The sequence below is a fragment of the Edaphobacter sp. 12200R-103 genome, from assembly GCF_010093025.1.
Lineage (GTDB): Bacteria > Acidobacteriota > Terriglobia > Terriglobales > Acidobacteriaceae > Edaphobacter.
The window spans coordinates 3,287,400-3,302,339 of record NZ_CP048114.1 but is presented as its reverse complement, the minus strand read 5'-3'; the positions used below and the strand labels follow the sequence as shown (position 1 = coordinate 3,302,339).

Here is a 14,940-nt window from a genome sequence, read left to right as displayed (position 1 = left end):
GCGAGGCAAGCACTTTCGAAGCTTTTCCGAGGTGTCATCCTTCGACTACGCTTCCGGGTTCGCCAGCAACAAAAGCGAGCCCCGAAGCGCGCCAGAAGAGGCGCTTTCGTTGTAGGCTGACCGGGTGAGCGCAGAAGAGGCAGCCGAAATCCTTTCACTCGACGGACACGAAGTACGGGTCACGCATCCGTCGAAGCTGTACTTCTCCAAACAGGTTCGCGTCACCAAGCTCGACCTGGTGCGCTACTACCTGAGCGTGGCCCCGGGAGCCCTGCAGGGCATTCGCGACCGGCCCATCGTGCTGAAGCGCTTCGTCAACGGGGCAGAGGCTGAGCCCTTCTACCAGAAACGCGCACCGAGCGACCGGCCCGACTGGATGCGCACCGTGACGCTGTCGTTTCCCTCCGGCAGGACCGCGGAGGAGATGGTCGTCGATGACACCGCCGGGCTGGCGTGGATCGTCAACCTTGGCTGCATCGAGCTGCATCCGCACCCGGTGCGCACAAGCGACCTCGAGCATCCGGACGAGCTGCGGATCGACCTCGATCCTATTCCCGGTGTCGTGTGGGATGACGTGCGTCGCGTCGCGATGGAGGTGAAGGCGCTGCTCGAAGAGGTGGGCCTGGTGGGATGGCCCAAGACCAGCGGCTCGCGCGGCATGCACATCAACGTGCGGATCGAGCCCCGCTGGACCTTTACCGAGGTGCGCCGGGCGGCGATCGCACTGTCGCGGGCCGTGGAACGTCGCGTGCCGCAACTGGCCAGCTCGAAGTGGTGGAAGGAAGAGCGCCACGGCGTCTTTCTGGACTACAACCAGAACGCGAAGGACCGCACGACCGCTGCCGCTTATTCCGTGCGTCCGCTGCCGGATGCCCGCGTCTCGACCCCGCTCGCCTGGGACGAGGTGATGGAGTGCAACCCGGAGGACTTCACGATCTTCACGGTTCCGGAGCGCTTCGCCAGCAAAGGCGACCCGCACGCCGGAATGGACGATACGAGCGGATCGCTCGACGCCCTGCTGGAGATGGCGGCTCGCGATGAAGCCGCCGGGCTGGGCGATGCTCCGTGGCCGCCGCACTTCCGCAAGATGGAGGGCGAAGGCAAGCGCGTGGCGCCTTCGCGGGCGAAGAAGTCTGCTCCGAAACCAAAGGAAGGCGAGGAGGCACCCGCAGCTCGCGCCTCGGGCAGGCGGCAGTCGAAGATGCCGCTGCTCGTGATTGCGAACTCGCCCGACAAGCAGGCGGCGCTCGACGGGCTGGAGCGTTGGAAGCAGCATCATCCCGAGGTCGCGAAACTCCTCGCAGTCGACGATATCCTCGTAGACTCGATGCGCGGAAGCTCTTCCACATGGACTCGCATTCGGGTCAACCTGCGCCACGTCCCTGAGGATCAGCGGCCGCCGCAGGAGACTCCCGATCCTGACGATGATCCGACGCGCAAGTGGCGCGAGGTTCGGGATGCATCTGTCGCAGACGGAGAGAAGCCGAAGCGCTCACGGAGGAAGCAATAAGAGCATCCTTCCTCAAAAAAACCGGGTGCCCCACCTTCGCGAAGTTAAGGTGGGTTTGCAGGATGCTCGCTTCGCCAACAACCATCGTCCCACCCGGAGAACATCCAAACCCCGCCCGAAAGTGGCGGTGTCGGACGCGCCATTCGCGGCAGAGCGTGTCCGTAAACGTCGGAACCAACAGACCTCAATGCCCTGAAACCGCCCACCCAAGACCGTATAATCGGGCCATGGACGCCTCACCGCTGGTCGGAATCATCATGGGAAGCCGCAATGATTATGCGGTGATGCGTGGCGCCGCCGAGATGCTCGCCGAGTTCGGCGTGCCCCACGAGGTCCGTGTCGTCTCGGCGCATCGCACTCCCGATCTTTTGTTCGAATACGCCTCCACCGCTGCCTCGCGCGGGCTGCGCGTCATCATCGCCGGTGCCGGCGGAGCAGCGCATCTGCCCGGCATGGTCGCGGCCAAGACGGTGGTGCCGGTGCTCGGCGTTCCCATTCCGGCGACGATGCTGCAGGGGATGGATTCGCTGATGAGCATCGTCCAGATGCCCAAGGGCGTTCCCGTGGGAACGCTGGCCATCGGTGCTCCTGGCGCTGCCAACGCAGGTATTCTGGCCGCGCAGATCATCGCTACGACCGACGCTGCTCTTCGTGAAAAGCTGACCGCATGGCGCGCAGCGCGGCGCGACGAGGTGCTCGCCCAGACCGTCGGCGACGAGATTGAGGTCAAGGCTTGAGCAGGACATCCACCGCAAGCCCCATCCTTCCCGGCTCAACCATCGGCATCTTCGGCGGCGGCCAACTGGGCCGCATGACCGCCATGGCCGCTCGCGCCATGGGCTACCGCATCCAGGTGCTCGACCCTGACCCGGCATGCCCGGCTCGCTTCGTCGTCGACGGCTGCATCGAGGCCGGGTGGGACGACGCCCGCGAGGCCGCCAATCTTGCTCGCGGATGCGACGTGGTCACGCTTGAGATCGAGCAGATCTCGCTGGCCAGCATGGACGCCGCAGCCGGTCACGCGCCCGTACGCCCAAGCCGCGCCACGCTTGCCGTCATTCAGGACCGCGTCGAGCAGAAGAACTGGCTCAGCCGCCACGGCTTCCCCGTCGGCGAGTACCGCGCCGTCAGCTCCATCGACCAGCTTCGCGACGCTATCCGCGAGCTTGGCGGACGTTGCTTCTGCAAGAGCGCGACCGGAGGCTACGACGGCCGCGGACAGGGCAAGGTCGGCTTCCGCCAGAATGCTGACCCCGAAGAAGAGCTTCGCGGCGCGTGGGAGGCCCTGGGGCAGGGACCCGGAATCGTCGAGAAGGCCATCGAACTGGAGCGCGAGATCTCGGTGCTCGTCGCCCGCACGCCTTCGGGCGAGGTGAAGGTCTACCCCGCAGCCTGGAACTACCACGAGAACCAGATTCTTGCCTGGAGCGTCATGCCTGCGCCGCTCTCGGCGGCTATGGATGCCGAAGCCCGCAAGCTGGCCGAGAGCATCGCCGACACCTTCCAGCTCGAGGGCATCCTCGCCGTCGAGATGTTCATCACCGCGGCAGGCCAGGTACTCGTCAACGAGCTTGCCCCGCGCCCGCACAACAGCTATCACGCAAGCGAGCGCGCCTGCGTGACCAGCCAGTTCGAGCAGCTCGTCCGCGCCATCTGCGATCTTCCGCTGGGAGAGGTGGACGTGGTGCAACCCTGTGCCATCGCCAACCTGCTCGGTGACGTCTGGCTGAACGAGGATGGCTCCCCCCGCGAACCACACTTTGACCGCGCACTCTCCGTGCCTGGGGTTCGCCTGCACCTGTACGAAAAACATCGCCCGCGCCACGGCCGCAAGATGGGCCATCTGAGCGGGGTAGGAGCAACGCCGGAAGAGGCAGTCGCGGCAGTGTTGCGGGCGCAGGAGCTGCTCTAAGCGCTGCAAAAAACCAACCAGCGCAGCTGGCAACCGCAACCTCCCCAGGACAAAGCTGTCTTTCGAACAGCGGTAGATACAACCCCTCAATCCCACGTTTTCCGCAGCCGGGTATCCAGTAAGTACCTCTCTCGCCTAAACTTACAGCCAGTCGTCTGTGGACAACCACGCCTCGTCCTGCATATCCTGTTGATGCTTACCTGGATGCCCGTGAACGTTCCCTGAACACGAGCCCGGATCTGTTGCTGCCCGTACCAAGACGTTGCTGTTCATAAGAGGAGCCCCAAGCTCACAGAAGAACGCCAGCAGCGAAGTAACCCCTTCGAGGCCAATTCATGAATCTGAAAAACCTGCTCGCGCTCGTTTTCGCTTTCCTTGCAGGATGCGTTTTAAGTCTCCCCGCCGTCGCGCAGGGCGGCAGCGCCGTTCTCAGCGGCACAGTCACAGACGCTACCGGAGCCGCGGTTCCGGCAGCGCACGTTACCCTCACCAACATCGATACCAACCTGGCGCTCTCTGCCATCTCCAATAACTCGGGTCTTTACCGCTTTCCCACCGTTCCTCCCGGCCACTACACCATCGCGGCAGAGGGCAAAGGCTTCCAGAAGTTTCAGCAGTCCGGCATCACCATCACGGTCAGCCAGCAGGCTACCCTGGACATCGCCCTGCAGGTCGGCAGCGAGTCGCAGACCATCAACGTCGAGGCCGGAGCCCCGCTCATCAACACCACCAACGCCGAGGTCTCCAACACCGTCGGGGAGCACGCCATCCGTGAGCTTCCTCTGAATGGCCGCGATCCCTCAAGCCTCGTGCTGCTCTCTCCCGGCGTTATCAATGTGCTTAACACCGGCGCAGGCACCCTGCAGGGCGAGACCACCTTCCCCAATGAGTCCGGCGCCTCCGCCGGTGGTGGCCGCCAGGGCTCCACGCTCTACCTGCTCGACGGCGTGCCCAACATGGACACCTACATGTCCCTCTCCGCGCCCTCGCCCAACGCCGACGCGACCGGTGAGTTCCGCGTGATCTCCAACAACTTCGACGCGCACTACGGCTTCTCTCCGGGCGCAGTCGTCAGCATCGATACCAAGGGCGGCTCCAACGCCTTCCATGGCGGCGCGTTTGAGTTTCTCCGCAACAGCGCGCTCAACTCGGCCGACTACTTTTCCAAGAAGGTCGATCCCCTCAAGCGCAACCAGTTCGGCGGCTTCCTCGGCGGACCCCTCAAGCGCGACCGCCTCTTCTTCTTCGGCAACTATCAGGGAACGCGGCAGTCGACCACCGCGACCAGCAACAGCACCAATACTCCCACCGTGGCCATGCTCAATGGCGACTTTAGCGCGGTCCCCACCACGCTCAAGGGCGGCTTTGTGAACAACCGCATCGATCCGGCGCTCTTCGACCCCGCAGCCGTGCAGATTGCAAAGACCGCACTTCCGCAGGGACAGGATCCCGCCAGCGGCCTTACCTACTACACAGCGCCTGCATCGGTCGAAAAGTACGACGAGGGTACAGGCCGCCTCGACTACGCGCCCAACGACAGGCACCGCCTGACACTGCGCAGCTATATCCAGTACTACAACCGCGGCGAGTCCTCTACGCCCGGCAACATCCTCGCCATCAACCCCGGCAAGCAGGGCAAGTTTTACAACGAGGTCCTCAACCACACCTGGACCATCTCACCCAGCCTCGTCAACGCACTCTCGCTTTTCTGGAACCAGATGCACGTCTACAACGGGGGCACGCAGCTTGATTCCGCCGGCAACGCCTTCTGTCTCTCGAAGTACATCAACGTCAGCGAGCCTGCCGGCATCTGCTACTCCGAGGGCCTCAACGCCAGCGGCGGTTTCAGCACACCCTACTCCGAGCTGACCGACGAGATGCGTCGCTCCTGGGGCTTCTCCGACTCCATCACCAAGACCATCGGCAACCACACCATCTCCGCTGGCGCCGACCTCTGGCACCAACGGGCGCGCGAGCAGACCTACTATCCGGCGAACCCGATCATCGGCTTCACCGGCTCCTCTACCGGCTTCGGCCTCGCCGACTTCCTCCTCGGTCGCGTCGGAACCTTCACCCAGGGCGCAGGCGAGATCGCTGACGTCTCCGGCAACCTCCTCGGGGCCTTCGGGCAGGACCAGTGGCGCGTCCGTCCCAACCTGACCCTTACGCTCGGCCTGCGCTGGGACCCGAACCTCGCTCCCGCCTCCAAGGACGGACGCGGCGCCGTCTATAACCCTGGCCAGCAGAGCACCAAGTTCCCCAACGCTCCCAACGGCCTCGTCTTCCCCGGCGACAAGGACGTACCCGACAGCCTGGCGAAGAACACCTACGGCTACTGGGAGCCGCGCATCGCCGTCGCCTATCAGTGGGGCCCGCGCACGGCCATCCGCGCCGGCTTCGGACTCTTCACCGCCCCGCTGCCCTACTCGGCCTACAACCACGTCGCCGACGTCAACCCCTTCAGCCCGACGTATACGCTGAATAGCGGCGACGTGGGCCCCATCAACTTCTCCAACCCCTGGGCCAACTTCCCTTCGACCGGAGGCGTCAGTCCCTTCCCACCCTTCGCCTACGACAATGTGCCTCCCTCCTCGGATGCCATCTTCCCCGCACAGACCACTGTGCAGGCCGCCTTCCGCCCCAACTTCAAACTGGGCATGACGCAGAGCTGGAACGTCTCGATCGAGCAACAGTTTTCGAACGATCTCGTCATGCACCTCGCCTACGTCGGCAGCCAGTCCTATCACCAGACGCTCATCATCGACGCCAACCCGGGGCAGACCGCGGCTGCAGTACGGGGCAAACGCGCGCTGACCAACTACGGCCAGATCCTCACCATCAACTCCAACGGCACGGCCAGCTACAACTCACTGCAGGCGCAGTTTGAAAAGCGCTTCTCCCATAACTTCCAGGCACAGACCAGCTTCACCTGGTCCAAGAACATCGACGTGGCCTCCACCGGCAACGCCTCCTTCACCGGCAGCGTGGCCAACCCCTACGACCTGCGTTTCAATCGCGGAATCTCCGACTTGAACTACCCCCTGGTCTCGGTCACCAACGCGGTTTACACGACGCCGGGCCTCAGGGGCCATAACGGCCTGATACGCGGCGTATTGGGTGAGTGGGAGATCTCAGCGATCTATACCATGCAATCCGGCCGCGCTTTCGGCATCGGCGGCGGTAACGGAGGCAACAACTCCGGCTCGAACGTCAACGCCGACCGCGCCGATCGCGTGCCCGGGTCTACCGTGCAGGTGCACCAGGGCAGCAAACAGCAGTGGCTGAACCAGTACTTCACCACTTCCGCCTTCACCCAGAATGCACCCGGAACCTTCGGCAACACGGGACGCAACTTCCTCAAGGGCCCGGGCATCAACTACGCCGATGCTGCTCTCATGAAGAACTGGACCCTGCAGGAACGCTATCGCATCCAGTTCCGCTGGGAGATGTTCAACGCCTTCAACCGCACTACCTTCGGCACGCCGGATACGAATCCTTCCAGCGGAACCTATGGTCGAATAACCTCAACCGGCCCCATCAAGCCGCGCGTCATGCAGGCAGGCCTCAAGCTCACTTTCTAAATCTGCACGCACACAACGCTTCACCAGCGCCGCTCGCCATCACAACGGGCGGCGCATTTTTGCACTCCTTTGCATTGCCTCTTTGGACCGACAGACACCCAGTGGATGAGTCACACCCTTCGCAAAGCCACAACGGGGTTTGCAACCAGGGCGCCTCGGGTGAGGGTGATCATGCGAACCGGCATCGCGAAATGCGGGGGTTCCTCGACTGCGCGCTTACGCGCTCCGCTCGGAATGACACTGTGGTTGGGGATCTGAGGAAGCCACCCTATGCCGGGTGCCCCACCTTCGCGAAGCTAAGGTGGGTTTTGCAGGATGCATTCTCAGCAAAGCCCGACGTGCCCTAACTGGCCTTCACCACCTGCCTCCGCTCCTCGATCTCCGGCAGAAGCCCGGTGAGCAATCCAATCGCGGGAAGATACGCGCAGAGGTGATAGACAAAGAAAATTCCCTTCGCATCCGCCAGCTTGCCCAGCACGGCTGCGCCGATGCCCCCCATCCCGAAGGCCACACCGAAGAAGAGTCCCGAGATCATGCCCACGCGGCCCGGTAGAAGCTCCTGCGCATAGACCAGGATGGCAGAGAAGGCCGAAGCGATCACAAAGCCGATGACGACGCTCAGCACGGCCGTCCAGAACAGGCTGGCATAGGGCAGGATCATGGTGAAGGGAAGCACGCCCAGGATCGAGATCCAGATAACGAGCTTGCGTCCGTAGCGGTCGCCCGCCGAGCCTCCGATCAGGGTTCCTGCAGCGACCGCTCCCAGGAACAGGAAGAGCAGGATCTGCGACATCTGCACGGAGACGTGAAACCGCTGGATCAGATAAAAGGTGTAGTAGCTCGTCAGGCTGGCGAGATAGAAATACTTTGAGAAGATGAGCGCGATGAGCACGCCGATGGAGAGAGCGATGCGCGCCCGCGACAGCTCCACGTGCCTGTGGTGCTCCTGCTTCTTCTGCCCGTGGGCTTCCCCCTGACGCGCCTTGTACCACCGGCCCACGCGCATCAGCACCACAATGCCCACGATGGCGGGAATCGCAAACCACGCCATTCCCTTCTGCCCCTGCGGCAGCACGATGAACGCGGCCAGCAGCGGGCCGATGGCGGAGCCGGTATTTCCGCCCACCTGAAAGAACGATTGCGCGAAGCCGTGCTTGCCTCCCGACGCCATGCGCGCAATCCGCGATGACTCCGGATGGAAGACCGCCGAACCGACCCCCACCAGCGAAGAGGCGATGAGCAGCCAGGTAAAGGTGGGCGCGACCGCCAGCAGGATCAGCCCGATCAGCGTGAACGTCATCCCGACGGGAAGAGCATAGGGCTTGGGACGGTTGTCGGTAAACTGGCCGATCAGCGGCTGCAGCAGCGATGCGACGACCTGGTAGGTAAGGGTAAGCAGTCCCAGGTGCGTAAAGTCCAGGTGAAACGAGCTCTTGAGGATCGGATAGATGGACGGAAGCAGCGACTGCACCATGTCGTTGAGCAGGTGACAGAAGCTGATGGCAGCCAGAACCCGAAGCAGGGTGCCCGACGGCTGAACAGAGTTAGGCGCCTCAGGCGTCGAGGAAGCTGGCCCGACGTCCGTGGCAGGATACGTCCCGGAAAGAGAGGTCTCGCTCATAGGGATAGTTCAAGTGTAACGTCGTCATCTCCGCAGGCGCTCCCGCAAGCGCGGCACGGGATGCGGAACATCTTCTGCCTCTGCAGGCAATGACCCCGGCAGCGCAATCGATGCTCCTGCCCGATGAGCCAGGCACATCTCGGTTCGATGAAAGTGCAGGCCGTTTCTATTAAAATGAGGAAGCGATGCCCTTTCCCATTAGAAAATGCGTAGCCTGCGGCGAAGAGTTCGAGTTGAAGCCCGACAAACCCGGTTTTGCCAATCGCTGTCCGGAGTGCAGCATGGAAGAGGACTCGGAGGAGACAGGAGGAAAGGCCTCGATGAGCGCCGAAGAGCGTCAGGCGCAACGCGAGGCCGACGCGGAGCGACGCAAAGCCATCCGCGACCTGCTGTACCGCAAGGACCGGTAGAAGCGAACACAGCAAATCCTCATTGCCTGGCCACGATCACGAAAGCGTCATTGCGGAGATCTCTCCCACACTCCCTCCCCTCAACCCTGCGGGAATCAAAAAGTACGCTCCCGATCAGAGCGAAACGGAGGGGAGAAATCTGCTTCTCGCCCAGCCAGGAGCCTTCGCATTTCCTGCCCGCAAACCTTCCCCGGATGTCGCTTTTTGCCTCAAAATAGACCAAAAACCGCTCAAAACAGGAAAAAACCGCAAAAAACCTGTGGAAACCCAACAAAACACATTGACAAAGCTCGCGGAAAAGCCGAAGGTGAATTGCGGTACGGTTTCTCCGCACCCGCATGAACACTGGTGATTCGCACCATCGGATGCTGAAACGATCAGTCTTCAGAAGTCGGGCGGATAACCTGCTTCAGGAAAAAACAAGAACGCTAGAAGGAGCAACACATGGCAAAGGGATTGACCAAGACAGCGCTCGTCCGTCAGTTGGCGGAGAAGCTCGAGCTGACCAACAAGCAGACGGCTGCCTTCCTGGACCTGCTGGCCGAGACGGCCGTCAAGGAGACCAAGAAGAACGGTGAGTTCACCATTCCTGGCATCGGCAAGCTGGTGAAGGCCGAGCGCAAGGCGCGCCTGGGCCGCAACCCCCAGACCGGCGAAACCATCAAGATCAAGGCCAAGACCGTGGTCAAGTTCCGCGTGGCCAAGGTCGCGAAGGACACCATCGCTCCGCCCAAGAAGTAGCTGAATCACCCCGCACCTCGCGGTGTGTTTGGGAGAATCGTCAGCCCTCCCGCAAAGCCGCGTCTTTCCGAGCGCAGGACATCGTCTCGCGCCGGGCGGCAGGCAGAAGGACAAAGAGCCCGCGTCGTCTTCGACACGGGCTCTTCTCTTCAATCCCTTTTTGGCACCCGATAACGACCAGCTGGAAGCGCCTGCAGCACTTTGGATCACAAGCGAAACGCATCAACTACGTTGAACTTGTGTGGTGAAGCGATCGATAGCTTTTTGAGCCATGCCACGGTCCATCCTTTCAGAGCGTCCTCTCCGGCCGCGGAAGAAGCGCCCTTACCACCAGCGATACTCCCAGCGAGACCAGCACGCCCTGCAGTATCAGAACCGCGTTATACATCCATCCCAGGGCGCCGAACGAGATCGCCACGCCCCACATGTACACTTCGCTCAGCGCGGCGGTACCCCATGCCGGGCTGGCACCCGACGACTCAATCTGCGGACGCAACGAGGGCACCAGCCGGGGAACCCGCATGCGGTACTCGCCATACGCCTCGCCCAGCCGCTCGCTCAGAAAACTCTCTTCCGCTCCGATCAGCCGCAGTTCGAACAGCCCGACCGTCACCAGCATAAACGCCGCTCCGCTCGGCATCGTCAGCAGTGCCAGGGCAAACGAGTGCAGAAACGTCCCCAGGTAGAGCGGATTCCGCACATGGCGATACGGTCCTGCGGCCACCATGCGGTCGCCATGCATCGCCGTGTCCCGCACTACGCCCTGGCCCAGGTATGCGGAACCCCACGTGCGCAGCAGGGCCGCGGCCACGGCAAAACAGATTCCTGCCACCAGCACCAGCAGCGTCGCCTGGCTGAACCCCATCACGCCGGCGCGGCTTAGCAGCGAAGCCAGCCACTGCCACGTGCGAACCGTGTCCAGGTGCAGCCACTTGTTCCACGGCATCACAAAGCTCACCGCATAGAGCAGTACGAGAATCACAAAACGAAATCGAAATTCAAACCGAGTGGCCTTCATCGAAGAGCGCGGTCGCGCAAGGTCCTTTGGAGCGAAAGTATCGTCAGTATCTACTGAGCATACTTTGCCACACGTCCCACGCAAAGCCACCCACCCTCCTTCACACCACCCTCAATCTCCCCTCACCGCCACCACCGGGTTTTGCAGGATATCTCCCCTGCAAACCAACACCGCACTCCCCCCAAAGAAAAAGGCCGCACGAGCGGCCTCTCTCCTTCGTCCCTCTGTGACGACTTCAGCTCAGCGTCTCCATCAGCTTGTTGATCGTGCGGTTCAGGTCCTTGTCGGCTCTGCGCTGCTCATCGATCTTCGCGATCGAATGCATCACCGTCGTATGGTGCTTGCCTCCGAACTGCCTTCCGATCTCGGGCAGCGAAGCCTCCGTCAGCTGCTTGGCCAGATACATGGCAATCTGCCGCGGCACCACGATCTGCCGCGAGTTGTTCTTCTGCTTCAGCTCCGCAATGCGCATGCCGAAGTTCTCCGCTACCGTGCGCTGGATCGTTTCGATCGTGATCTTGCGCACCTGCGTGTCGATGAACTGCTTCAGGCACTGCTGCGCCACTGCCAGCGTAATCTCCACGCCATGCATCGAGCACCACGCGATCAGCCGCACCAGCGCGCCCTCAAGCTCGCGCACGTTCGTCCGCACGTTCGACGCGATAAACAGCGCCACGTCGGTCGGCAGCGGCGTCTGCTCGCTCTCTGCCTTCTTCTGCAGAATCGCAACCTTCGTTTCAAGGTCCGGCGGCTGAATGTCGGCAATCAGTCCCCATTCAAAGCGCGAGCGCAGACGGTCCTCGAAATCCGGAAGCTCCTTCGGCGGACGGTCGCTCGCAATCACGATCTGCTTCATCGACTCATGCAGCGCGTTGAACGTATGGAAGAACTCCTCCTGCGTCCGTTCCTTGCCCGCGAGAAACTGGATGTCGTCGATCAGCAGCACGTCGACGTTGCGGAACTTGTCCCGGAAGCTCGTCATCTTCTGGTAGCGCACGCAGTCGATCATCTCGTTGGTGAACTTCTCGCCGCTCACGTAGCAGATGGAAGCGTGCGACTGGCGGCGCTTCACCTCGTGGCCGATCGCATGCATCAGGTGCGTCTTGCCCATCCCCACGCCGCCGTACAGGAACAGCGGGTTGTAGGCCTTCGACGGCCTCTCGGCCACGGCCTGCGCGGCTGCAGTGGCAAACTGGTTTCCGCTGCCCACCACAAAGGCGTCGAAGACATACTTCGAGTTCAACTGCGAGGCGGTATTCCAATCAAACCGTGACTGCTCCGGTCCGGGAGCCGCCGGCGTGCCCTGGCTCAGCGAGCCCGCCCTGCCCTGCTTCGGCGCACTCTGGCTGTGGCTCGGCACCGGGGCAAAGCCTCCATCCTCGCGTACCTTCGGCGTTCGCGGATCCTGCTCGGCTGTGATGAACTCCACCACTTCCACATCCAGGGTGAGGTTGTCGATCGCCTCCTGGATCAGGTCCGCATAACGATCGCCGATGTGCTGGAAATCGGCGGACGGGATCCGCACAAAAAGTTTCTTGCCTTCGAGGTGTGAGAAGCGGGTCGGCTTCAGCCATGTCTCGTACGACTGACGATTGATCTTCTTCTCGAGCGCGGCAAGGATACGAACCCAATAATTCAGCACGGCGGTAGCCGTAGGAACGAATGACATTCTTATACTTCCTTCTTCTGTTCCGTGTGTTTAAAACCAGCGGCTCCCGCGATCATCGTCATTGCCCTAAGCGAAAAAAAAATCAAACCAGCAAACAGATGTTCCTCTCGCCATCACGGCAAGTGGTGACAAACTCTGTCTCGCTAGAATTCTCTTCGATGCGCAATCACTGCGTTGAGGAAGAGGAGTAGTGCAACATGAGGCAGAATGCGGAGCTGCTGAATCTGCGTAAAACGTCTTGCGAATCGGGTTCGATAGTAGCACGGGAAACATGACTCATTTCAAGCGCTGCAGGACAAAAAAATTCGAGTTGCACCATTCCCGGTGAAGCATGAAAAAACCTGCCTTTCATCCTGCGAAAATCGATGAATTAACCCCATTTGTCTATACCCGTCATCGCCCCTTTGTGATACCGTGAGGCCCTTTCGCCGCACACGATTCCATCCTCTCTCCGGAAACGCAGCGCTCCTGGCAAAGTGTCCTCGTGCGTCAACCCAGGATGAGTCGAAAACAGGTGCGGAGTCACACTCTCCATACCGGGACAGACCGGGCGCCCACCTTCGCGAAGCCGAGGTGGGTTTTGCAGGATGTCTCCCGTACAACGGATCCAGGCACTCCTGCATCGTGCCGGGTGCCCCCTCTCGATCTCCGAGATGGAGTTCAGAACCGGCGCATCCCCGTACTGGAACAGAAAGCCCACTCCCCCTGTGAAAATCCCGTCCGATACGGTACAATCAGTAATTGCTGCAATAAGCGAAAAGATCCGGCAGGACGCCTCCTGCCTCCCGAGGAGTTTAGTTCCATGCCGAAGCGTACCTTTCAACCCAACCGTCGTCGCCGCTCCAAGACCCATGGCTTTCTGAGCCGCATGAAGACCAAGGCCGGAGCCGCGGTTCTCAGCCGTCGCCGCGCCAAGGGCCGTCACAAGATCGCCGTCAGCGCCGGTTACCGCGACTAGTTGCTGCAGAAGCCCGGGACGGGCTTCTGGGGAAACTTTCTTCCCCGCTGCACACGATTCTCAGCACGTATGGCCGCCACCCCGGCGGCCTCTCCATTTCGGGCAACCTTGCCCTGCCGTTGGAGCCTCCTAACTGACTGCCGGCACCGCGAAAGCGAACGAAGTGCCCTGCCGGCAATCCTGGAGTATTTGCAATGAATCAACCAAGGATGAATCAACCCAATCAGCCGGATCCGAACAAGGGAACAAAACAGGGAACCCCGTCCAGCGGACAGCATTCCACCCAACCGACGCAGCAGGGAAACCGCCCCGGTCAAGGTGGTTACAGCTCGCCGGGCCAGCCGCATCAGGGCAGCCAGTCGGCTCCGCCGGAGAAGAAATAGGCGAAACAGCTCGCAAAACATTGATGTCAACAGCATCCAAACAGGGAGGTCCGCTCGATCGAGCGGGCCTCCTCTCTCAAACGCCGTCCGCACTCATGCATTGTCTCTTCGCCGCCGATAGCACCTCTTAAGAGAAGGCGCACGCCAGGCCGCGGAGCAGACACTCATTCGAGATCCCAAGCCCAGCCTCAAAGAACTCCAGGAGCGACGCCGCAGCCCGCGCTTCGACTGCCACGGTCCCGTCGAGTTCCAGATTCAGAACTGGTACCTGCGCAAAGGACGCATCCTCAATCTCTGCCTGGACGGCTGTCTCATCCAGCCTCGCGAGTCAATGGATTCCAGTGAAGGCGCCGGGTACCTCATCGGCGACCAGATCGAGATGCGCTTCGAGGTCAACCGCCTCAGCTTTCGTGTTCATTCGATCGTGCGCCAGGTGCGGCCCTCCGGTCATCTCGGCGTCGAGATCCTCTGCCTCAGCAATCGCAGCCGTACTCAGCTCCGGCTGCTCATGGATGAACTCCGCGCAGCCACCAAACCGGGCGCCCCACCTTCGCGAAGCTAAGGTGGGTTTTGCAGGATGCGCGGCGAATCCGCATCACCACCAAAGCCCGGGTACTCCCGGCAAGCGTTCCGGAAACCATCGCATCGCAGGAAATGCTCTAAACTGAAAGCTCACGGGCGCTCCTGAATCCATTCCGTCCCGGCCTGTCCTCATGGCGCTCACCTTCCGTCTCCGCAAACACGCCGACTACCAGCGCGTCTATCAGGCGAGTCGCAAACAGTTCTCCCGACAGATGACCTTCTTTTTCGCCCAGCGCCCCGCGCTCGCCGGCCAGCCCGATACTCCCCGCGTCGGCCTTACCGTCGGCAAGGTGATGGGCAAGGCTGTCGACCGCAACCGCATCAAGCGCCGCATGCGCGAGGCCGTGCGCCGCAACATCGCCCTGCTCCAGGGCCCTGTCGACGTCATCCTCCATCCTCGCCGCAGCGTCATCGACCTCGACTTCGCCACCCTCGACCGCGAGGTAGCGCAGGTCTTTCGCACCATCCAGAAAGGCTCCCCCGCACCAGCCAAAGCGGATACCCAACCTTCCTCCTGAAGCAGGTCTCCATCGAACTGGTGTCGGCCTTCGCAAA

At 61.8% G+C, this 14,940-nt stretch carries 13 protein-coding genes; 10 read left to right on the top strand and 3 right to left on the bottom strand.

What is annotated here, in order from left to right:
* Positions 1-124 precede the first annotated feature (124 nt).
* From GWR55_RS13745 to GWR55_RS13730, 4 genes are all read left to right on the top strand, one after another.
* Positions 125-1,510 carry a DNA polymerase domain-containing protein gene (locus tag GWR55_RS13745; protein WP_162402764.1) on the top strand — a complete coding sequence of 462 codons (1,386 nt, stop codon included), beginning with the start codon at positions 125-127 and terminating at the stop codon, positions 1,508-1,510.
* A gap of 227 nt (positions 1,511-1,737) precedes the next feature.
* On the top strand, positions 1,738-2,247 hold the full coding sequence (gene purE / locus GWR55_RS13740; protein WP_162402763.1) for a 5-(carboxyamino)imidazole ribonucleotide mutase: 510 nt from the start codon (positions 1,738-1,740) through the stop codon (positions 2,245-2,247).
* Positions 2,244-3,422, top strand: coding sequence for a 5-(carboxyamino)imidazole ribonucleotide synthase (gene purK / locus GWR55_RS13735; RefSeq protein WP_238398417.1), 1,179 nt, complete (start codon positions 2,244-2,246; stop codon positions 3,420-3,422). Before purE ends, purK begins: the two co-directional genes overlap by 4 nt.
* Before the next feature lie 335 nt (positions 3,423-3,757).
* Positions 3,758-7,003, top strand: a complete 3,246-nt coding sequence (locus GWR55_RS13730) for a TonB-dependent receptor (protein WP_162402762.1) — start codon at positions 3,758-3,760, stop codon at positions 7,001-7,003.
* A 343-nt stretch (positions 7,004-7,346) separates the two neighbouring features.
* Here GWR55_RS13730 and GWR55_RS13725 read toward each other — a convergent pair whose 3' ends face one another.
* A complete protein-coding gene (locus GWR55_RS13725; protein ID WP_162402761.1) occupies positions 7,347-8,624 on the bottom strand; it encodes an MFS transporter in 1,278 nt (425 codons plus the stop codon).
* A gap of 185 nt (positions 8,625-8,809) precedes the next feature.
* On the opposite strand from GWR55_RS13725, the gene GWR55_RS13720 reads away from it, so the two are divergent.
* Positions 8,810-9,034, top strand: a complete 225-nt coding sequence (locus tag GWR55_RS13720) for a hypothetical protein (RefSeq protein ID WP_162402760.1) — start codon at positions 8,810-8,812, stop codon at positions 9,032-9,034.
* 444 nt (positions 9,035-9,478) lie between these two features.
* Entirely contained in the window at positions 9,479-9,775 is a 297-nt protein-coding gene (locus GWR55_RS13715) for an HU family DNA-binding protein (RefSeq protein ID WP_162402759.1), read from the top strand.
* A gap of 289 nt (positions 9,776-10,064) precedes the next feature.
* Here the strand turns inward: GWR55_RS13715 and GWR55_RS13710 are convergent, their stop codons facing one another.
* Positions 10,065-10,757: an isoprenylcysteine carboxylmethyltransferase family protein gene (locus GWR55_RS13710; protein ID WP_238398416.1), complete on the bottom strand. Its 693-nt coding sequence runs from the start codon at positions 10,755-10,757 to the stop codon at positions 10,065-10,067.
* Positions 10,758-11,028: 271 nt separating this feature from the next.
* Positions 11,029-12,462 (bottom strand): chromosomal replication initiator protein DnaA, encoded by a 1,434-nt coding sequence (gene dnaA / locus GWR55_RS13705; RefSeq protein WP_162402757.1) that lies wholly within the window; start codon positions 12,460-12,462, stop codon positions 11,029-11,031.
* A gap of 802 nt (positions 12,463-13,264) precedes the next feature.
* On the opposite strand from dnaA, the gene rpmH reads away from it, so the two are divergent.
* The 4 genes from rpmH to rnpA all read left to right on the top strand — a co-directional run bounded on the left by rpmH (position 13,265) and on the right by rnpA (position 14,903).
* Entirely contained in the window at positions 13,265-13,420 is a 156-nt protein-coding gene (gene rpmH, locus GWR55_RS13700) for a 50S ribosomal protein L34 (protein ID WP_162402756.1), read from the top strand.
* Positions 13,421-13,614: 194 nt separating this feature from the next.
* On the top strand, positions 13,615-13,803 hold the full coding sequence (locus GWR55_RS13695; RefSeq protein ID WP_162402755.1) for a hypothetical protein: 189 nt from the start codon (positions 13,615-13,617) through the stop codon (positions 13,801-13,803).
* A 166-nt stretch (positions 13,804-13,969) separates the two neighbouring features.
* Positions 13,970-14,365 carry a PilZ domain-containing protein gene (locus GWR55_RS13690; protein WP_162403991.1) on the top strand — a complete coding sequence of 132 codons (396 nt, stop codon included), beginning with the start codon at positions 13,970-13,972 and terminating at the stop codon, positions 14,363-14,365.
* A 151-nt stretch (positions 14,366-14,516) separates the two neighbouring features.
* Entirely contained in the window at positions 14,517-14,903 is a 387-nt protein-coding gene (rnpA, locus tag GWR55_RS13685; protein ID WP_162402754.1) for a ribonuclease P protein component, read from the top strand.
* The last annotated feature ends 37 nt before the right edge of the window (positions 14,904-14,940 follow it).